The following is a 20942-nucleotide window of genomic DNA, read 5'->3' on the forward strand; positions in this document are numbered from 1 at the left end:
CCTTTGGGCAGATCCCTAGTTTTTGCTGATGTGTACCATAAAACTATTGACAAAATTGAATGAGTATGCTATTAAAAGCTTTCCCGAATAAATTCTGGGACTCAAAAGTCGTAGCCCGTCGGCGCCGACTAATGACTAATAACTACAAAGCAGTGACAACTAACTACTGACTAAATTATGCGTATATCTCTAAAGTGGCTCCGGGAATTGGTGGATGTGGCGATATCGCCGGAAGAATTAGCCGAAACCCTAACAATGGCAGGCTTTGAAGTTGAAGAAATCGAAGACCGCCGCCCGTGGGCAAGCGGTGTAGTTTTGGGCAAAATCATCGCCTGCGAACAGCATCCGAATGCAGACAAATTGAGAGTTTGTCAAGTGGATGTCGGCTCTGGTGAAGCTTTGAATATTGTTTGTGGCGCACCCAACGCTAGGGCCGATATCTATGTGCCTGTCGCTGTTGTCGGCACTTATTTATCGACTATTGATTTAAAGATTAAACCTGCTAAATTGCGGGGCGTTCCTTCTGAAGGAATGATTTGCTCTCTGGCAGAATTGGGACTATCTAAAGAGTCAGCAGGCATTCACATTTTTGAGTTAGAAAATCCCGAATTGGGCAGCGATATTCGCCCAATTTTGGGTTTAGATGACGTGATTTTAGACTTGACAGCAACTGCCAACCGGGCTGACGCTTTGAGCATGGTGGGCGTGGCGCGGGAAGTGGCGGCGCTGACTGGGGCGAGTTTGAGAATTCCCGAAGCAAATGGTGTGGCGATTGAGGGTAAAGAAAGTCCTGCTTTGGCAGTAGAAATATCGGAATCGCAAGGATGCCCGATTTACATCGGCACGGCAATTGAAGGTGTGAAAATAGCTGCTTCTCCAGCTTGGTTGCAGCAGCGGTTGCAGGCGGCGGGAGTGCGGCCGATTAATAATGTAGTTGACGTGACTAATTACATTTTGCTGGAATGGGGACAACCGCTGCACGCTTTCGATCGCGATCGCCTACAATCTTTCACGGGTACTCAAGATATCAGCATCGGCGTCCGCTTTGCCAAAACAGGCGAATCCTTCAAAACATTGGACGGACAAAACCGCAATTTGCAAGCACAAAATTTGTTAATTACTGCTAGCGACAAACCCGTTGCCTTAGCTGGAGTAATGGGCGGCGAAGATACGGAAGTTCACGAAGGAACGCAAAATTTAGTTTTGGAAGCAGCGATTTTTGACCAGGCAACGATTCGCCGTTCTGCGCGCGCTCAAGGCCTGCGGAGCGAGGCATCTATCCGCTACGAACGGGGGGTGAATCAGGCGGCTTTGACGACTGCTTGCAACCGCGCTGTGGCCCTAATTTTGGAGTTGGCTGGAGGCACTGCGACGGTGCAGAAAACGGCTAGTTCCGGCGAGGATTTGAGTTTTTCGCGATCGCTCGAATTGCGTTTAGACCGAGTAAATCTGGTTTTGGGGCAGTTGAAAAGAGGACAAACCGGCGGTTCTAAATATCTGGAACCGGAAGAGGTGAAAAATATTTTGACAGCCTTGGGATGCGAAGTTGTTCCAACGGAAAAAGAACGGGTGTTTGGGATAACTGTTCCTCCTTACCGTTACCGGGATTTAGAAAGGGAAATTGACTTAATTGAAGAAGTTGCCAGACTCCACGGTTATGACAATTTCTGCGATACTTTGCCTAGCAAAACGGAACCCGGTTATCTGTCGGCGGAATACGCGGCAATTCGGAATGTGCGATCGGCTTTTCGGGCGGCCGGTTTGACGGAGTTGATGCACTATTCTTTGGTGAAAACTGAGGGAGACAATCAGGTTGTGCTGGCGAATCCGCTGTTTGTGGAGTATTCGGCTTTGCGGACAGAAATGCTGTCGGGTTTGATTGATGCTTTCCAGTACAATTTGGAACAGGGAAATGGCGCACTAAACGGTTTTGAAGTCGGCCGCATTTTCTGGAAAGATGGGGATGCAATGAAGGAAGCCGATGCAGTTGCGGGGATTATCGGCGGCGATCCGACTGTGTGGAAATGGCAGCAGTCCGGGCGCGATCGACCTTTGACTTGGTTTGAGGCAAAAGGTATTTTGGAAAGCGCATTTCAAGAGTTGGGTTTGTCGGTGGAATATCGACAAGATGATGGTAAACAGGATGTTTATCCTATTAGTGGCGGGCAAGATGCCCGCCCCACAAGGCTGCATCCTGGCCGCACCGCTGCGTTATCGTTAAACGGGAAACATTTAGGGGTTTTTGGACAGTTGCACCCGCAATTGCAGCAACAAAAGGATTTGCCTGAGCAGGTTTACGTGTTTCAATTAGATTTGGCGGTGCTGTTGGGTGAATTAGGGCTAACGAACAACTTAACTCGCAAGTTCGCGGGTTATTCGAGTTTCCCCGCTTCTGACAGAGACATTGCATTTTTTGCACCGATTGAAGTTCCGGTTGCTGAGATGCAGAGTGCGATGAAAAAGGCGGCCGGTAGTTTGCTGGATTCCGTGGAATTGTTCGACGAATATCGGGGCGACAACGTGCCGGCGGGACAGCGGAGTTTGGCTTTTCGGTTAGTTTACCGCGCGGGCGATCGAACTTTGAGCGAAACCGATGTCGAACCAGCCCAACAAAAAGTTCGCGATGTTTTAGTAGAGAAATTCGGCGTTAGTTTGAGAAGCTAAAGAGGCCGCTACTCAGCAATGGAAACCGCCAGGGAATTCATTCCCTGGCTCAAAGCTAAAGTCCTCTCAAGAGGACTAACAAGACTTAAGGATTACAAGGTAAATTTGCCATTTTGAGCAAAGCGAAGAATCTCAAATTCTTGCAATAAAACCGTCTCAAGTGCATAATTGGTAACTAATGAACTCTTCAGTCTTCATAGCGAGGACTTCAGCTTTGATGCGGGGGTTTCAACCCCTGCCGGACTCAATTTTTAACGTTAATTAAATTGACACCAACGGCCGCAACATATCCCCAACCATAAAATAAAAATCAGGAAATTGTAAAGGAGAAATACTCGCATCATCCTCAAGAACTACTATACTCTGATAGCCATCCTGACTCGGTTCTCTAAATACGTGAAGCTGCCGATTATTAACATCCAAAACCCAATAATCAGCAATTCCAGATTGAGCATAAATTGTCGCTTTTAGCCCCAAATCAGTTCTCAGGGTTCTATCAGCAACTTCAATAATCAGATAAATTTCAGACGGAGTTGGATGGTGGTCTTCATAGTAAAGCGGATCGGGTACGACCACAGCAATATCGGGTTCAGGTTCCGAGAAATCATTTAACCGAACAGGATCTTGCAGCCGCACCAAAACTCGCTCTCCCAAACGGTTTTCCAGTAACTTCTCTGTGCGTGTCACCGCTGCACTGTGTGCTGTTCCTTTTGCTGCCATCTTTACTATCTGTCCTGCCAATAATTCTACTCGTTCGTCTTCCTCAAAAATACCAATTTCTGCCATGCGGTGATACTCTTGAACCGTCAACAAACGAATGTCTAATAAATTCATAGCAATCTACTCCTCTCTAACAATCATCTCTCTTTCCCCTCTTCCTCTGCGCCCTCTGCGCCCTCTGCGGTTCATTAATCTTCTTGTTAAAATTTTAGTTAAATCCTCTTACTCTTATTGTACAATAACTTTTAAACAAATTCATCTAAGGCTCAAAACCGTGACCAAATATGTGATGTGGGGAAGTTACTGCGAAGATGTTCTCGAAAAACGCGCTCCGTTTCGAGACGATCATTTAGCCGGATTGGCTAAGCAGAAGGAATCGGGTGTGTTAAGTACGATCGGGCCAACGAAAGATTTAACAAAAGTTTTTGCAATTTACGAAGCTGAAGATGAGGCCGCTGTGCGACAATTGGTGGAAGCCGATCCTTATTGGGTAAATGGGGTTTGGACTGAGTACGATGTGAAAGAGTGGATTCAAGCTTTTTGAAGGGGTTAACAGGGTGAACAGCTTAAGATTGGGTGACAGCGATTTAGTTCCAGTGGACTATGGCGATTTGCTGGACAAGATTTTAGAAATTTTGCAGGGAAATAATCCCTTTAGCGTTTCGGGCGATTCCCGTCGTTTGTTAATAGATATTGATGCGGTAGCAGCTCAAATAGCCACTTCGCAAGTGTTGCCGCCTTTGAGTTCTTTTGAACGTCAAGCACATTCTGCTACAGTCAATTTTCCGGCGGAAGTTGAAACTCGATTTGGCAGTCAAATCAGAAAAATTAGAGAACATTTGCGACAACATTTAGCATCTGTTGTGGGAGGGAATGATGCTATTGAAAATTTTGTAGCTAGCTTAATTGAGCCTTTAGAATCACCAGCTTTTCAGGGAAGTGGCACCGATTTAGGTTTTAAATACGATTTTGCCAAATCCTCTCCTACCTTAGCAAAAAAGAAGCTAACTTTGCAGCGCCCAAATACTGTTGGAACAACTGCAATTTTAAAGCTGCATAAATTGACGATTGCTGTGCGAGATTCAGACATCTTTCAGCAACAACTGAAGGAGGGTTTAGAGCATTATATTGATGAAAATACTGACACTGAAAGCGATAAGCAAGAACTGCATCATCGGCTGGATGAACAGGTTAAAGATGAAAATTCTGATTTCCATAAATTGCTCAAACTTGTAGACAAAGAAACTCTCGGTAAGCTGAATAAAGAAGCTAAGATTACCTACTTGGAGTATCTGCTAGAACACATCCGCACCAGCAGCACAGATAGTGTTGGTATCATTTATTTAGAAGACTTGATCCGGCGGATTAGGTTGCTCGAAGCATACATTAGCGATCGCACTAAAGAAGATGGCTATTATAATGTCAATTATGCCGGGGTCTCAGTTAATTACCGAGATATGTTTTCCAGAGCAGAAGTTTTAGATGCACTTCCCATCATTCCGATTGTAGCAGGTTATTTAGGAGAAACCACAGACACCCATCTGAGCGAACGTAAATATATTTTCGGTTTAAAACTAAAATTTGGCAACGAAGTTCAAGCCCGCGGCGGTGAACCTGTTTTTGATTATAACCTGAATTTGCTAAATCCTGAGAGTGATGAACACAAAGCAGAATTAGCCGATAGTTACAGTAGCGAAACATTCATTCGCAAGGTATTAAAGATAGCAGTATTGTACTATTTTGTATTTGCTTCTCTAAGCAATCCTTTAGCACCGGATTACAACCCTGACTCCGAACTAACTTACGATCCGAGACAAAGCTTTGAATCCGGAGTAATACCTGTATTGCAAGGTTCTGATGAACTGGCGAAAAAGCGGATATTTAGAGGTATAAAAAAAGGTTTAAATGCTTATCATATTGAAGTTAAAATAGACCGTCTCAAGCAACTATTAAAAAACTTTCTAGATAGGCAGACAATTTTGCCAACTCGCACAGAACCGCGGCATATAAGCGTCAAAAGAGGCATCCTAGAAGACCTGGATCGTGATTCAACCCAAGGTAGATTTTTCAATGATGTTCTGCAACGAAATCCTAAAGAATCACTTCAGTATATTGCCGTCGAACAATCTAGTATCAACGAAACAGCTATCTGTCAACTACCAGTCACTATCACTATCGAAGATGTCCGCTATTTTCCTACAGATCAATTCCAAAATTTCAGTCTAGAATATAATATTAAGGGCATCGATGCTTTGCCTGTAATGTGGGTTCCACAAACTATGATGAGTGTATATAGCAGCAGTTTTTGCGAACAGTATAAATTGCTGTTGTTTCGTTATAACAATAAACGTTTAGACAGCAAGGATGGTTTGAAATCGGATGCAGCGTTTGTTTACAAATTTGCTGTTTCGCTACTGTCTTATGTTTGCCTAGAAATATTGTTAAATAAAGCAAAAAAGAATTTGTTTATTCCGATGGTGAGACTTCACGAAGGCGACCACAATAACCCTTCGCCGTCGGAAAAGTTTATGGCTAACATTTCCAAAACATTGTCTCATCTTTTTAGTGAAAAATACCGATCGACTTCTCAAGGGTTTCGCATCAAGGGAAAAGTAAATGGCTACAGTATCCGCAATGGTTTGAGTTCCCTGTATTCAATTTTGCCTAAAAAGTTTAAATTTCGGAATGTTCCACTATCTCCAGAGTTGGACAATTTAGCAATTATTGTCGTCTCCAGTTGCGAAAGCGATGCAAGAAAAGGTAATAGCGATCGCTTTCAGAGAAAAACTTGTTTGTTAGGCGAAGTTGCGGGAATTAAACGCCTATCAGAAGATACAATTCAAGTTGGAATGCTGAAAACCTTGTCTGAAAACTACAGCGTTCAACACCTTTACAGTCAGCCGTCAATTCTTGAAGATACTGTCAGCCAGCTTTACAAGCATGGCTATCGCAATTTTCTGTATATTGCACAAGCACCTTATACAAGCACGCTACACATTACCCAGACTGATGAAGACGATCAATTGTTTTTTATGTCTAAAAAACTTATCCAAACTTTGAAAGGAGATCGGCAAGATATCAAGATTTATCCGGTATTTTTTGATAAATATTACGTCCGAAGTCCTTTAGGACACAAGGGAGAATCTTTCTACATTCAGGATACAACGGAACTGGAAAGTTTATCAAAAGATCCCAGTCAACAAGCTGTGATGTTCTTTAATCTGTTTAATGGTATCAAAGTAGAGCAAGGAGAAAAGAATTTTTACAACGGTGTGATTTCTTACTCGACACTTTTGAATATATATGAAGGCATTCTGGATGACCAAGATATTCGCCAAGGTTTGATGTACGATGGTGAAATTAAAGATACTTTACTGCACTATTTAACCATCTTTCACTTTTCTAGGTATGAAGCCCGTCAACACATTAGTTTGAAACTTGACCCCTACGCTCATATTATCGGCGATGAATCCGTTGGTGCTTTATCTGTGTTTAGTCATCCGGGCGGGAGTGCAGATTTTAACTCATTGGCTTTTTTGAATAAGGTAAGAGAAGTCTTAAATGTCACTAAGGGAAGTACACAATTATGATCGGTGAAGATTTTGGACGGCTGTTTGAAGTAGGATTCAATATCGGGATTCTGGCATATATTCAGCGGGAAAATTTAGCTCACAATTTTGGTAATTCCTACCGTCGGGATTTGCAGAGGCTCAAATTGCCAAAGATGACGGCGGAAATCGTCAGAGAAGCCAATCTGCTGGCTAGTTTAGATGCTGAAATCGTTGAAAAATGGAGTTTGTTTTTTGTCCAAAAAGGTTTTTTGGGTGGGTTGAATTTTTTCCGGGAGTACGTCAACTCTACTGGCTGGAATTTGCAGCGGTTGGAAATTGTGTATTGTCAGTGCAGTTTTAGTGATGCTAATAGTATCAGAACCTATAACAAGGGTGATAAAGAAGCGTTTAAAGAGCTATTGTCTCAGTTTACAACTGCCAAACTTAGTTTATCAGATGATGAGATTAACTCGTACATCCGCCGCTACTCGAAAAAGGGTGAGTTTTTGCAGGCTGATACGCTGATGCTGTTACAGTATGGAAATGAGTTTAGAATTCTCTGCGTTGATTTGTCTGTGTTTTCTCCGACGCTAGCTCCCAAACCGGAGGATATCAATGAAATAGAGGTGATACGAAAATATTTGATGAGAGAAATTAGCTATTTGCGATCGAAAAGTGTGTTTTCTAATCTGCGGATGGATACCAGCACTTTGGGTGTGGATTTCTCGGAGGATTTAAAACGCTATTTTACAGCTTTTAAGTATAAGGATAAGGAAAGCGCTAAGCTGATTCAGGCGGGTAGCTACGCTCACAGCTTCTATGGATTTTTGCAACAAACAGGTATAATTTCCAGTGATGCTGAGGTTTTGTTTAATGTGGTTGGTTATGGCGATCGCAATATTAGCGCTATTTCCCTACGCACGGACAAAATTAAATTATTAGCAACTTGTGCCCAAATTTACCAGAATGAAGCGAAAGGTAAAGAGATTAGTGATGCTCGCACCGAAGTTTTAAATGTTATTCAACTCAACGCGGCTCGCAGTTTTAAAGAAGGCAGAAAGTTTGTTGATTCTCTGTTAGAAATTGGGAAAAATGTCACTGAACCTGTACCTCATACAGAACGGATCGATAACTTTGTTAATTCCATAGATATTATATCAGATAAACTGGCAGATGACTTGCAAATTTCTCGCGGATTAGACCTGCGAAATGCTCACGCTGAATTGATTGTGAAAGCGCTTCTATCTGATGAAAATTATATCTTTTTGACGGGGAATCCGGGAATTGGGAAAACAACTGCGATCGCCAATTTCCTCAAAAGCCATATCGAGGACGGTTTCTTATTCCTGTACGTCAGTCCCCGCAAACAAGTAAACTTGGATATTATCGAAAAATTCCAAGATAAAAATACGGGTTTGCTGTGCAACGATCGATTATTTTGTATTAACACTAACGCCGATATCATCAAAAGTAATTCAGGACACTGTACCGTCAAGTACGCATCGAATAAATATCGCGAAGATTTGACAAAAAAAGCTGTTCGCTTCCTCAAGGATGATTCAGAAATTAAGAGGACGGAATATCATCAATCAGAACTTGAAAAAAAGGGAGAAACAGTAATTAAACCCATTAATCCCAAAGGAAATGGAGTGCTTAAGAGCATTTGCGAAGGTATATACGCGCTGATAAATTGCCAGGTATCTAATAATATCGTAGCTACCGTTTCTATTCAATCGGTGAAGATGAAAGAAAACCGACAAAATACCCTAGAGCATTTAGATAAAATTTTTCAAGATACTTACAATAAACGGGACAAACGGGTCATTCCCGCTAAGATGCAAGAAATATCCCGTCGCATCAAACATATTTTTATTATGATAGATGAAATTACGGGAGATGATGGTGGCGTTGAGTTTTTAGCCGGAATTGCCAAGATTGTCAAAAAACATGAGTTGCACAAGCGAGAACACGGCTTTAATACTAAAATTATTGTCGCAGATGCTTCGATTGTGGACTGCGATGTCATCAAACAACACCTTGATAACACGTCACCGGAACCGGACAAAATCTATTTTAAAAAGTTAGCGAAAGATTCGGAAGAACTTCAACCTTTACAAGTCATTCCTTTTAACTTTAACAATCTAGCTGCAAAGGTGATTAATGCGAATTCCTACCCTGCGCGCAGTTTAGAAATAACTTATAAGGTATTTGTCGAAACTGTTAAATACAGTGAAAATGCGCCTTTAAAACAGAATAGTAATTTAGTCAAGCGGGTACAATCTGAAATAATTGAGGATATCAATCAGCGATTAGCAATCCCCGGTGTGGAACAAATTATAGTATATATTCAAAACAAGCAAAGATTGGCAGAATTAATTGAAAAAATTAAAGCTAGTCGCGAAAAGTTTGAGGCTTTTACTGGTTATCTGGAAATTCACGCGAATATCTCGGAAGAGGAGAAAGAAAAAATACAGAAATACAAAAATACAGCTACAGTAATCTTTATGACTGCATCGGGAAGTCGTGGACTTTCTTTCCCAAAAACTAAGCATATTTTAGTGGATATTCCCCGCTTCCAAATTGAGAAAAATCTGATGGAAATCATACAGGTGATTTATCGGGGACGCGGGGAAGATGACAACGGTAAAACCCTTGATGGTGAAGACAAAGAATTGGTTTTTTACCTATCTGATACCGCAGTTTATTACGCTGATGATGCGGAACTTTCTCTGCAAGAAAGCAAGTTGAGTTTGTTGAATTTATTGCTAATTCTGAAGACGGCGGTGATGACGCGAATTTCGGGATACGGTTATTTAGGTAGGGAAAAGTTTTTGATCATTCCCATCGGTGGTAAGTCGGTTTCCGCAGTAGGGGATACTTTTAGCAGCAAAATGGCGGCTCTAATTAAGACATTAAAGAGCGAGAGCCAGCGAGGAAATATGTTGTTTAAGGAGGTTTATACGAGTCTGGAACAGCTTTTGGGTCGCGGGGAGTTTCTTTTGAAAAATTCTGATAAGTCTCGTCAAAAGGGCGATTCCTATCTGGAAATGCGGGAGGATTTTAATCGTAAATTTTTGGAAAAGTGCAATCCTCTTGATGGTTTGTTGAGCTATGATAATTTAGAACTCGGTCATGTTTGCGGTAGTTTGTTGCTCGTACCTCTAGCTAAGCAAAATTTGGTAGAAACATACCAGATGCGGCTTCATCGAGAAATTAAGGAATGTCTAGAGAAGAAGTTGCTGCCCAAAATGTGTCTAATTAGGGATAGCGATTCGTCCCCGGAGAATGTAATATCGGCAATTAGAGGAGGTGCGATCGAGCTTTTGCAATTTCTCAACAGCGATGTGGAGAAAACTCAGTATTTTGAAGAGCAGAGTCAGCAGTTCGATCGCTATTATGCCATACCGCTGTTTGCTTTTGTCAGCGGGGAGGAGATGCAGGAGTATTTTGCTGACAGCAAGCTAGAAGAACCGGAAGACAGGCGGTTTCGGGATATTTTGTCGGCTTATGTGCGATCGATCTACCCTGTAGATAGTGTAATGCCGATCGGGCACAAGTATCAAGACTTTCCATTTATCGTGTTTAGAAGCTACAGTTTAGAACAAAGCCGAGAAAAGATTTTTACAGATAAATATCTTTTAAGTTCCAACGAATTGAACGTGCTCAATTTAATTTTGTCGAAGCAGGTAAACTAGACCTCTTGCATTCCCAAGCTTTCAATTCCTTCAATAATCTGCGTTTATCTGCGTTTATCTGCCTTGCATCTGCGGTTTCTGTATCAATCAAAGACTTATGCAATGCCAGCCTACTGAAACTTGTAGGCTGCGTCAGCTAGCTGTCACCCCGCAGAGAAAATAAAACTCTTCCGGGGCACCATACTTGCTACTTGCTAACTTCAAACGGCGTGTATTTCCCCCCCAAAGCTTCGACGATGGCGCGAGTATTAGCCGACATCATTTTCACATAAGAATCGCCCTCGCTTCCGACGGCACCAATCGAATCCGAATAAAGTGGCTGCGCCGCCAATTTCACCCCCGCTTCCTCCGCCACTGTTCTAATCAGTTGCGGGTTAATTGTAGTCTCGGCAAAAATAGCAGGAACTCCCGCAGCTTTCACCGATTCTACTAACTTTTGCACCGTTTGAGCGCTGGGCTGTTCCTCCGTACTAATCCCGATCAAACTGCCCGCACTTCCCAATCCGTAGGCGCGGCTGTAATATTGAAAAGCATCGTGAGTTGTTACTAATTCGCGCTTATTTTCGGGGATGGTTTTAATCTCTTGTTCGATCCAAATATCCAAACGTTTTAACTCTTCAGTAAGTTTCACAGCATTCTGCGTAAACTTCTCCCTATCTTCCGGCGACAGTTCGATTAGCGCATCCCGAATTGCTTCCACCATTTGAACTACATTTTCCACATTTCCCCAAACGTGCGGATCGGGTACGGTATTGCCTTGTTTATTCATTAGCAAAGGCTTGACTACTTCCCCCACTGCTAATTTCCGCGCCTTAATTCCGGCGGCATTCATCATCCTAATTAATCCCGGTTCCAAATTGTAACCGTTATACAAAATTAAGTTAGCTTGTTCTAAGGCTTGAGAATCTTTTGGCACCGGTTCGTAAACGTGCGGATCGGTTCCCGGCTGCAAAATTCCTGTTAACTGAATTTCGTCGCCCGCTACTCGATCGGTCAAATCCTCAATAATTGTGCTCGTAGCAACTACCTTCGGTTTAGCATCTGCCTCTGGAGAGAGGCGATCGCCCTGAGTTTGAGCGCAACTAAATAAACCCAAAGTCAAAATGCCGCAGGCAATACTTCTAATCCAAAATACCTTGGACTTGTCCAATCCAGGGCGGGCTGTTTCAATCCCCGACTCACCGCTAAACTCCCCTTTATAAAGTTGCTTCACTATTGCCGTCGGTTTTAATTCACATCTGACACCATTCTCAATTACTTGCTTAGGAACAGGCAAGATGCCTGTTCCACAAGAAAACTCACTCTTTGTGGAACCGGCATCTTGCCCCTTCTTGAGAAGGGTGGAAGATATCAGTTTTAAGTCACATCTGACACCATTCTCAATAACTTGCTTAGGAACAGGCAAGATGCCTGTTCCACAAGAAAACTCACTCGTGGAACGGGCATCTTGCCCGTTCTTGACGGGCAGGATGCCCACCCCACAAGAAAACTGATTCTTTGTGGAACGGGCATCTTGCCCGTTCTTGACAATGGTGCAACATCTGAGTTTTAACCGACTTGAGATTTTCGCCGCCAAACCTATGGTTTGAGGGGTTTCGAGCTTGCACTGTCCCATTATCTACCTCTCCTGCGTTCCAGATTATTCCTATTTACCGATGATTTCATATTGTTTTCATTTTTACAGTAAACTTAATAAAAAGGAGATAGAGTCACCGCCATGAATACCGCCGCCTTGCCCAACGAGAATCCTTGGTCTAAAATGGTTTGCCACCTCAAAGACAGCGCTACCGACACTGAAATTATCGCTGTTAAGCACTTAGCAGTAAACTACCGCACGGTAGAGGCACTCAGAGATATCAATCTTTCCGTCAAACCGGGAAGGCTGACGGGTATTATTGGGCCCAACGGTGCCGGCAAAAGCACGCTAATCAAAGCAATGTTGGGCTTAATTCCCGCCGATCGCGGCACTGTTACCTGGGGCGAAGAAGCGATCGCCGATCGACTCGAAACAGTAGCCTACGTGCCCCAGCGATCGCAAATTGACTGGAACTATCCCGCCACAGTTTGGGATGTCGTGATGATGGGAAGAGTCAGAAAAGCCGGATGGTTCCGCCGCTTCTCAGCAGCTAGCCGCCGCACTGCCGCCGATGCCTTAGAAAGAGTAGGCATGAGTGCTTACAAAGACAGACCGATCGGACAACTTTCCGGCGGACAGCAACAGCGAGTATTTCTAGCTAGAGCATTAGCCCAAGAAGCTGCTATTTTCTGCTTTGACGAGCCGTTTGTCGGCGTTGACCAAAAAACTCAAAATATCATTTTCGACATCTTCCACCAGCTAGCCAATGCTGGGAAAATCGTCTTAGTAGTCAACCACGACTTAGGCGAATCAATTACCAATTTTGATGATTTAATTTTGCTCAATACAGAATTGATTGCCGCTGGTTCCCGCCAAGAAGTCCTAACAAAAGAAAACCTTTACCGCGCCTACGGCGGACAAGTAATGTTCTTTGCCGGACAAGCAGCTTAATTAGCCAGCCCTCATTAATCTAGGATTTACACTCTTGAACCAGGTTTTTTTGATAATCTTGAATTGGGCAACGATAAATCTCGGATCAAACTCACATCTTGCATCATTCTCAAGAACAGGCTTTTCGGCCTGTTCCACAAAGAGTGAATTTTCTTTCTTGTGGAACAAGCCTCAAGAACAGGCTTTTCGGCCTGTTCCACAAAGAGTGAATTTTATTTCTTGTGGAACAGGCCGAAAAGCCTGTTCATAAAAGGCTTATTGAGAATGGTGCAATATCTCAGATCAAACCGGTTTAGTTTGGTTGTTAGTCATTAGTTAGCTGTGATTTTATAATTTTATGATACAAACCTTAATTGAGCCGTTACAGTACGGATTCATGCAGCGATCGCTCATAATTGCCATTCTCGTCGGCATCGTCTGCGCGATCGTCGGCAGCTACCTAATGGTACAGCGGCTGGCCTTGCTCGGAGACGCCATTAGCCACTCGGTTTTGCCGGGATTGGCGATCGCATTTATCCTCGGAGCAAATATTTTTATCGGCGCTTTCATTGCCGGAGTTTTGAGTACAGTAATCATAGCTTGGATCAAAGCTCGATCAACAATCAAAGAAGACGCGGCAATGGGCATCGTATTTTCGGCATTCTTCGCCCTCGGCATCACCCTAATTACGATCGTCCAAAAAGACAACAAAATCGACCTCAACCACTTTCTTTTCGGCAACATCCTCGGCGTTACAGTCGAAGATGCGATCGACACAGCCGTCATAGTCGCCGTAGTCTTATTAGTTGTAGTATTCTTTTACAAAGAACTGCTATTTTACACATTCGATCCATTAGGAGCCCAAGCAACAGGTTTGCCAGTAAACCTGCTCAACTTCGGACTGATGGTACTCATCGCCCTCACAATAGTTGCCAGCCTCAAAGCCGTGGGCGTAGTGCTAGTTTTGTCCCTATTAATTACACCCGCAAGTACCGCCTATCTCCTAGTCACTCGCCTGCACCAAGTAATGATTTTAGGCGCAATAATCGGAGTTATTTCCAGCATTAGCGGAATGTATCTCAGCTACTTTTATAACTTGCCATCCGGGCCGGCAATAGTTTTAGTTGCATCTGGATTATTTGTGCTATCATTGCTGTTCAGTCCCACTCAAGGAATCCTCACCCAGCCCCGCACACACTCCGGCCAAGTTCCTCCAATATGGCGGGAATTAAAAAATTTAACTAAAGGGCGATAACAAGTAAGTTTGTAGTAACTCACATCTTGCACCATTCTCGCTTAACAGGCTTTTCGGCCTGTTCCACACAGAGTGAATTTTCTTGTGGAACAGGCCGAAAAGCCTGTTCCTAAAAAGCTTATTGAGAATGGTGCAACATCTCAGTAGTAACGCTTCAGCGCCGCCCATCCCATTGTTAATCAGAATCTGCGTTAATCTCGGTGGATGTGCGGTTCAAAAAAGCCTCTCGAATTAATCCGCGTAACTGCGAATCGTCGGCTGCATCTAGATTTGGTAAAAACGGTTTTTTTTAGAAGTGCGAGAAAGCAAAAATGGGATGATACCGAATTGGGCGATCGCAACTGCGAACTATTGGTCACAAAAAACAGTACAATAACAAAAGTTAAATTTTCACGCCAACAGATCTACTAAGTAAAAAAAACATGACCGTCAAAGTAGGAGACACCGCACCCGATTTTACCTTACCATCTCAAACTGGCACATCAGTCAGCCTCAAAGATTTTAAAGGGAAAAAAAACGTCATAGTCTACTTTTATCCCAAAGACGACACACCCGGATGCACCACCCAAGCTTGCGCTTTTCGAGATAGCTACGAAGTCTTCAAAGACGCAGGTGCAGAAGTCATAGGAATTAGCGAAGATTCGCAACAATCGCACCAGCAATTTTCTGCCAAATATCAGCTACCCTTTACACTGCTGAGCGATACTGGCAACAAAGTTCGGCAATTATATGGAGTTCCAGCTACACTGTGGATTATGCCCGGTAGAGTAACTTATGTCATTGACAAAGAAGGCGTTGTCAAGCATATTTTTGACTCCATGTTAGACTTCAAAGCACACGTTGCAGAATCACTCAAAACTTTAGAAACCATCAAAAGTTAGATGGCGCGCGGGTGGCCAGAAACCGGGTTTTTTTACGAAAATGATTTGCTGTATCTAGCAGATTAGCTAAAAAACCCGGTTTCTGCGATATTGGCGCGAAAATCGCAGTGCAGGCGGCGCGTTTCCATTCAATTAGTTTCGCCAGCGAGTGGGGAGTTGGGCCAACAAATTTGGTGCGACCCTTGCGCCGATGCAGGTCAGTTTCCATTCAATTAGTTTCCCCAGCCAGTGGGGAGCACCAACACAGATTATCAAACTTGACCCCAGAGTTAACAAACTTCCCATTCAATTAGTTTCCCCAGCCAGTGGGGAGTGTCGTGTTGTTCAATGGATTGGGCTAATCTTAAGCCGGAGTTTACCATTCGCATCAATTTCTATATCTACATGATGCCTTCCGCTTGATGTCACAACAGCAAGAGTTCCAACTATGGCTCCGATACCACCGCCAACTGCTGCTCCAACAGGGCCACCAACTATAAATCCAAGAATAGCACCTGCACCTGCACCAGCAAAAATATAGAGGGCAGAGTAGTTAATTGTAGTAACCCCAGCAGAAGAAGGGATGAATGCGCCTGTAGCTATATTTACCCACTCTCCCGATTTGTTCTTGTGTAACTCAAAAATGGTTTTTAACTTCTCTGGAAGGTCTGAATATCGCTCGTAGTCTGTAATAACTTCAACTTGCTCACTTTGCTCCAAGGCTGTCTTTAGCTCACGATAAAACATTTCTGTATCTGAGAAAACTAACTTCCGCATACATTCCATTCAATTAGTTTCACCTCCATTCTACACCCCAGACAGCGCAAGGAGTCTAGAGGGAGATCGGCGACACCCGCGACAAAAAATTAAGGAAGGGCCGAGGGACAGTTTTGGCAAGCTGCTGTATGTTAATTATCAGATAAATTTGCCCCATCCCTCCCTGAACGAATTCAGTGTGTGGGTGCAAAGATATATGGATAGCCCCCAAGTGCTTTCCCCGCCGAGTTTGGTAGAAAAACACCGACAAGCAGCGAAAGATTTAGTCGCGAGATACAGCTAGCTGGTAAAGACAGATTTTACCACTTGTTCGTAGTGAACACCTCAGTCCTGATTCTCTAAAAAAACAAGAAAGGACTAAAGTCCTTACTAAAAACTCGTAGTTCGTAGTAAGGACTTTAGTCCTTTTTTGCTAACGGCTTGCACCCATTAACAATTAGCACTCAGCAATTATCTAGCTTTTCGCAACACTCGATTTTTCAGATGTAGCGCTTTCGGCAGTTTTGCCATTTTTGCTATTACCGTTACCGTTGCTGTGGCGGGGTTGGATAACTCCATAGCCGCCGTGACTCTTGCGTTCGTAGAGTACGTTAATTTCGTCTGTTTCCGCATTACGGAACATATAGAAATCGTGATCGATAATCTGCAATTGTTCCAAAGCTTGTTGCACAGTCATTGGAGGCATTGCAAAATACTTAGTCCGTACCACCTCAGCAGGAAGTTCGGGAGTTCGATCGCCAATTAGATCCGCTACTACAGGATGTTCTTCAACTGCCGTAACCGTTTTAACACTACTGTGGGTCTTGTTGTCGTGGCGTTTTTCCTTAAATTTCCGCAGTTGACGAGCTATCTTGTCGGCAACTAAATCGATGCTGGCATACAGGCTTTCCGTGCTTTCTTCAGCCCGAATCACGCTGCCGTTAGCATAAATTGTCACCTCAGCAGTCTGCTTAGGATTGATCCTGGGGTTACGAGCCACCGATAGATGTATGTCCACTTCTGTAGTCAAATTTTGAAAATGGCTAACTGCCTTTTCAACCTTTTGATTGACGTACTCGCGAATCGCATCGGTGATTTCTATATTTTTACCCTGGATAACAAGCTTCATAGAGCTCCCTCCCTTCTGTAACTTGGGTATATTTTATACAGTAGCACTATGTATTCGGGAAAACACTTATCTTCCAAATCTTTTATTATATGTTGACAATTCTTGATTTAAACTGCGCCAATATTCCGTAATAACACTCTTGATTTTTTGCATGATTTCTCCTCTCATCCCTCAACCGCTAAATGCACAACCCTGCTTGCTCCTCGATTGGGGACAAGTTCCCTACTCCCAAGCTTGGGAAATCCAGCAAAAACTCGTGCAAGAACGCCGCGACAAACCAGATTTGCCAGATGTCCTGATTTTGCTGGAACATCCGCCGGTTTACACTTTGGGAATGGGAGCAAAGCTGGAATTTCTGAAATTTGACCCAAGCCAAACTCAGTCGGAACTGCACCGAGTTGAGCGGGGCGGCGAGGTGACTTACCACTGTCCGGGCCAATTGGTGGGCTATCCGATTTTAAATTTGCGCCGTCACCAGCCTGATTTGCACTGGTATTTGCGGCAGTTGGAGGAAGTGCTGCTGGGGGTGCTGGAAGTTTGCGGGTTGAAGGGTTCGCGGGTTCCCGGTATGACTGGGGTTTGGGTGGATGGGTGCAAGGTAGGTGCGATCGGCATTAAAGTCAGCCGCTGGATTACGATGCACGGTTTTGCTTTAAATGTTTGTCCCGATCTCGCAGGCTTTGGGCAAATTGTACCTTGCGGGATTCCCGATCAACCTGTTGGCAGTTTAGAGCAGTTTATCCCCGGAATTGAGGTCGATCGAGTGCGATCGATCCTTGTCGCTGAGTTTGCTCGCGTTTTTGCAGTCGAAATTGTGCGATTCCCTACGGGATAGCTTCGCTTCACGAATGTGTAGGGTGCGTCGCTGTCAACACTACTAACGATCGCAGTCGGTTTTTAAGTGCGATCGGAATTTTCCTCCTCATACACCATTAAATCTCCCGGTTGGCAGTTTAGTGCTTTGCACAAAGCATCAAGAGTTGTTTCATCAATTCTTGTCAGCCGGCGGCGGGTTTTGATTTTAGAAACAGATGTTGGGTGCATCCCAACTCTAGCTGCCAATTCTTTATTGCTGATATTGCGATCGGCCATTACAACTGCCAATTTCCAACGGATCACTGCGGGTGCTCAACTACTAGCCAGGACTTTGCAAGGTGATGTTAGCATCCTGCAACCTTCACTAACACTTGTTTTGCCGTATAGGCAATATTTTTTGTCGTATCGCTTGACTTGCAGCAGCGAATGAACTATGCTGAGGATGTACCCACGGAAAAGCGATCGCCCCTGGGCCTGGAAAACTTAAGGGCGATCGGATCAAATCTAATCGCTGATTCAGTGGACAAAAGTGGATTATGTGGCATAACTGTATCCATCGACTCGATGAACCCCAAGGCAATATTTAGCCCTAACGGGGCTAACCTTGCCGACCTGTGTAACCATTTCAAACACCCCCGTTGCGCGAACTGTTAAGCGCCCAACATGAGTTCCGGCAAATTTCCCAGTAGGCAAAATAGCACGAATTATATCGCCCGTTTGAAAGCCAAAAAAAGCTTTCTGTCTAGTACGATGTCTGATGGGGTTGAACTCAGGAATGAAAATTTAATAACTTTAGCGTCTGCTAAATAGTCGGAACTGCACGATAATTCCATTTTGGTAAATATTCATCAAAAATAATTTTCATTGTTTCTTTAAATCCCTTAGCTACTTTTCGACCAGTTTCATAAATTTTATCAATCACATTTACTACCACAGAAAGCCCGGTTTTAGTATGAGTTTTTGCCATGAGTTTTTTCACTAACTCAAGAGGAGTAAAAATTACTCCTTGACAGGCTCTGGTTACGTGAGGAAATAAACGATGTTCAATCGGATTATACTTCGATGTATAGGGAGGATAGTGTGCGAGCCTAATTTCTATCCCTAGCTCGTCAACTAATTTTTGTAAATCCGATTTAAAGATATGATGATTGGAATTATTACTGCCACCGCCATCGCATTTTATCAAAATTGAATCGGCTTGAGGGTAGATAAATTTTCCGTAATTAACCCACCATAATTTAATCGATTCACAAGCAAATTCACTCGTGTCTTTACTGATTCCCAGGTTTAAATATCCTCGGTTATGTTGCAGATCGTAAATTCCATGAGGTACTACTTTTCCGTCAGCCAAACTCCAAAAATCATGGTCAAATGTTGTAATAGCTTCCGTAGTATATAGACCAATACGGTTTACTTAAGATCGAACAAGTGATAAACTAGGTATGATGTGAAAAAAAGTAAATCAAGTATAGTGCCGTACAAAAAATTATTATTAGAATCTCCCAAGCTCAAAATTAGCGAGGTATTCAAAGCAATAGAGGTAGCTATTCCATCAACAGAAATAGAAGCGGCTATCCTGAAAACAAAAGCAAGAGAAAAACGGCATCGTGCGCTACCATCACAACTGGTAGTATGTTTAATCGTAGCAATGAGCCTATGGTCAAAAGACTCAATGCGGGACGTACTAAAAAATCTGATTGATGGACTTAATGAAGTCTGGTTGAAAACTGGTAAATTCTGGAAAACTCCCTGCAAGGCAGCTATTACTAAAGCCCGAAAAAGATTATGCCCTTCTGTAATGAGCCAGTTATTTCATCAGTTAGTACGACCAATGGCTACAACTGAAACAGTGGGAGCTTTTCTGAATGGATTGAGAGTTGTAGCAATAGATGGAACCTGTTTAGACATCCCAGACAGTGATGAAAATGCTAGAGTTTTTGGGCGTCCAGGTAGCCGTCCAGGTACAAGAGCTGCTTTTCCAAAAGCTAGATTAGTTATTTTAGTAGAAGCAGGAACACACTTAATATTTGATGCTTTAATATGCCCATACAAGATGGGAGAAAGAGTCATAGCGTTAAGGTTATGGAGCTCAGTTACTAAAGAAATGCTGTTAATGTGGGATAGAGGTTTGCATTCATATGCGATGGTGTCAGCCACGCTCATCAAGGGTTCTAACTATTTAGGACGAATTCCATCAAATGTTAAATTCCTCAAGGAAACACAACTAGAAGATGGTTCTTACTTAAGTTTTATTAATCCCCCAGGCAAATTCAGAAAAAAAGGATTTAAACCAATCCAAATCAGAGTAATTGAGTACAGAATTGAAAACTTAAACGACCCAACAGCAGAAATTAACTATCGTTTAATTACAAATTTATTGGACTCTCAAAAATTTCCGGCAAAGTTATTAGCTGCCGAATATCATCAACGTTGGGAAGTGGAAAATACAATTGATGAATTCAAAGTACATATCGGGGAACGAAAAACTCATGTTCGTTCTCAAAGACCAAGAGAAGTAGTGCAAGAAATTTATGGCCTATTATTAGGACATTGGGCTGTGAGGTCATTAATTTGTCAAACAGCGCATAGTGCAGAAATTTCCCCATTAAGTATCTCTTTCACGGGTACATTACGAGTTATTCGTCGTGCTGTTCCCAAATTTCAGCGGCTATAAGCACATGAAATCCCCTTTTTTTAACTTGGTTGAATTTGGAGATACTTGATGCAACTTTACCGCAAAGAGTGAGCGAGAAACAACCCAAGAGTTGTGAAAAAACCTGTTTCAAAATTTAAATCCAAAAAAGTTAAACACAGAGGTACTGGAATAAAAATTAATTCTCCTGTTTTTAAAATTTTAAAGCCTCCCAAGCCTTAAGTAAACCGTATTGAGATATATCAACTTTTTCCAAGGCTAGTAAGCAGAGAGATATTGATGTTTTTGTAAAAATATTTGAAAGATTACAAGCCGATATAAAACGTCAATTAATTAA

General features: G+C 42.9%; 15 protein-coding genes. 9 read left to right on the top strand and 6 right to left on the bottom strand.

Going from position 1 to position 20942, the window contains the following annotated elements; translation table 11 throughout:
- The first annotated feature begins 177 nt into the window (after positions 1-177).
- Positions 178-2664, top strand: coding sequence for a phenylalanine--tRNA ligase subunit beta (gene pheT, locus QUB24_RS23180; protein WP_333155806.1), 2487 nt, complete (start codon positions 178-180; stop codon positions 2662-2664).
- A gap of 261 nt (positions 2665-2925) precedes the next feature.
- Here the strand turns inward: pheT and QUB24_RS23185 are convergent, their stop codons facing one another.
- Complete coding sequence (locus QUB24_RS23185; protein ID WP_333155807.1) at positions 2926-3498, bottom strand: Uma2 family endonuclease; 573 nt, start codon at positions 3496-3498, stop codon at positions 2926-2928.
- Positions 3499-3658: 160 nt separating this feature from the next.
- On the opposite strand from QUB24_RS23185, the gene QUB24_RS23190 reads away from it, so the two are divergent.
- The 3 genes from QUB24_RS23190 to QUB24_RS23200 are packed head-to-tail and all read left to right on the top strand — an operon-like array spanning position 3659 to position 10630.
- Complete coding sequence (locus QUB24_RS23190) at positions 3659-3928, top strand: YciI family protein (protein ID WP_333155808.1); 270 nt, start codon at positions 3659-3661, stop codon at positions 3926-3928.
- Positions 3929-3941: 13 nt separating this feature from the next.
- On the top strand, positions 3942-6974 hold the full coding sequence (locus QUB24_RS23195; protein WP_333155809.1) for a hypothetical protein: 3033 nt from the start codon (positions 3942-3944) through the stop codon (positions 6972-6974).
- Positions 6971-10630, top strand: coding sequence for a helicase-related protein (locus QUB24_RS23200; RefSeq protein WP_333155810.1), 3660 nt, complete (start codon positions 6971-6973; stop codon positions 10628-10630). Before QUB24_RS23195 ends, QUB24_RS23200 begins: the two co-directional genes overlap by 4 nt.
- A gap of 187 nt (positions 10631-10817) precedes the next feature.
- Here QUB24_RS23200 and QUB24_RS33685 read toward each other — a convergent pair whose 3' ends face one another.
- Positions 10818-12245: a metal ABC transporter substrate-binding protein gene (locus tag QUB24_RS33685; protein ID WP_445300430.1), complete on the bottom strand. Its 1428-nt coding sequence runs from the start codon at positions 12243-12245 to the stop codon at positions 10818-10820.
- A 102-nt stretch (positions 12246-12347) separates the two neighbouring features.
- On the opposite strand from QUB24_RS33685, the gene QUB24_RS23210 reads away from it, so the two are divergent.
- From QUB24_RS23210 to QUB24_RS23220, 3 genes are all read left to right on the top strand, one after another.
- Complete coding sequence (locus tag QUB24_RS23210) at positions 12348-13157, top strand: metal ABC transporter ATP-binding protein (protein ID WP_333053907.1); 810 nt, start codon at positions 12348-12350, stop codon at positions 13155-13157.
- 337 nt (positions 13158-13494) lie between these two features.
- Entirely contained in the window at positions 13495-14391 is an 897-nt protein-coding gene (locus QUB24_RS23215; RefSeq protein WP_333155811.1) for a metal ABC transporter permease, read from the top strand.
- Between the two features lie 422 nt (positions 14392-14813).
- Positions 14814-15272, top strand: a complete 459-nt coding sequence (locus QUB24_RS23220) for a peroxiredoxin (protein WP_333155813.1) — start codon at positions 14814-14816, stop codon at positions 15270-15272.
- A 324-nt stretch (positions 15273-15596) separates the two neighbouring features.
- Here QUB24_RS23220 and QUB24_RS23225 read toward each other — a convergent pair whose 3' ends face one another.
- Both QUB24_RS23225 and hpf read right to left on the bottom strand, forming a co-directional pair.
- A complete protein-coding gene (locus QUB24_RS23225; RefSeq protein ID WP_041622595.1) occupies positions 15597-16028 on the bottom strand; it encodes a hypothetical protein in 432 nt (143 codons plus the stop codon).
- 454 nt (positions 16029-16482) lie between these two features.
- Complete coding sequence (gene hpf, locus QUB24_RS23230) at positions 16483-17136, bottom strand: ribosome hibernation-promoting factor, HPF/YfiA family (RefSeq protein WP_015177169.1); 654 nt, start codon at positions 17134-17136, stop codon at positions 16483-16485.
- 151 nt (positions 17137-17287) lie between these two features.
- Between hpf and lipB the strand changes: the two genes are divergently transcribed.
- The gene (lipB, locus tag QUB24_RS23235) at positions 17288-17971 is read left to right on the top strand and encodes a lipoyl(octanoyl) transferase LipB (RefSeq protein ID WP_333155816.1); all 684 of its coding nucleotides are present in this window, start codon (positions 17288-17290) and stop codon (positions 17969-17971) included.
- A gap of 62 nt (positions 17972-18033) precedes the next feature.
- Here lipB and QUB24_RS23240 read toward each other — a convergent pair whose 3' ends face one another.
- Together QUB24_RS23240 and QUB24_RS23245 are read right to left on the bottom strand one after the other, a co-directional pair.
- Complete coding sequence (locus tag QUB24_RS23240; RefSeq protein ID WP_332984474.1) at positions 18034-18255, bottom strand: helix-turn-helix domain-containing protein; 222 nt, start codon at positions 18253-18255, stop codon at positions 18034-18036.
- A 499-nt stretch (positions 18256-18754) separates the two neighbouring features.
- A complete protein-coding gene (locus tag QUB24_RS23245; protein ID WP_333155825.1) occupies positions 18755-19357 on the bottom strand; it encodes an ISAzo13 family transposase in 603 nt (200 codons plus the stop codon).
- 42 nt (positions 19358-19399) lie between these two features.
- On the opposite strand from QUB24_RS23245, the gene QUB24_RS23250 reads away from it, so the two are divergent.
- Positions 19400-20626 (top strand): IS4 family transposase, encoded by a 1227-nt coding sequence (locus tag QUB24_RS23250; RefSeq protein WP_333155817.1) that lies wholly within the window; start codon positions 19400-19402, stop codon positions 20624-20626.
- The last annotated feature ends 316 nt before the right edge of the window (positions 20627-20942 follow it).

The sequence above is a fragment of the Microcoleus sp. B9-D4 genome, assembly GCF_036705105.1.
Taxonomy (GTDB): Bacteria; Cyanobacteriota; Cyanobacteriia; order Cyanobacteriales; family Microcoleaceae; genus Microcoleus.

Excerpts from the sequence above, each read along its gene's own strand:
- pheT (WP_333155806.1), top strand. The coding sequence starts at position 178 with ATGCGTATATCTCTAAAGTGGCTCCGGGAATTGGTGGATGTGGCGATA.
- QUB24_RS23185 (WP_333155807.1), bottom strand. The coding sequence starts at position 3,498 with ATGAATTTATTAGACATTCGTTTGTTGACGGTTCAAGAGTATCACCGC.
- QUB24_RS23200 (WP_333155810.1), top strand. The coding sequence starts at position 6,971 with ATGATCGGTGAAGATTTTGGACGGCTGTTTGAAGTAGGATTCAATATC.
- QUB24_RS33685 (WP_445300430.1), bottom strand. The coding sequence starts at position 12,245 with ATGGGACAGTGCAAGCTCGAAACCCCTCAAACCATAGGTTTGGCGGCG.
- QUB24_RS23210 (WP_333053907.1), top strand. The coding sequence starts at position 12,348 with ATGAATACCGCCGCCTTGCCCAACGAGAATCCTTGGTCTAAAATGGTT.
- QUB24_RS23215 (WP_333155811.1), top strand. The coding sequence starts at position 13,495 with ATGATACAAACCTTAATTGAGCCGTTACAGTACGGATTCATGCAGCGA.
- QUB24_RS23220 (WP_333155813.1), top strand. The coding sequence starts at position 14,814 with ATGACCGTCAAAGTAGGAGACACCGCACCCGATTTTACCTTACCATCT.
- QUB24_RS23225 (WP_041622595.1), bottom strand. The coding sequence starts at position 16,028 with ATGCGGAAGTTAGTTTTCTCAGATACAGAAATGTTTTATCGTGAGCTA.
- hpf (WP_015177169.1), bottom strand. The coding sequence starts at position 17,136 with ATGAAGCTTGTTATCCAGGGTAAAAATATAGAAATCACCGATGCGATT.
- lipB (WP_333155816.1), top strand. The coding sequence starts at position 17,288 with ATGATTTCTCCTCTCATCCCTCAACCGCTAAATGCACAACCCTGCTTG.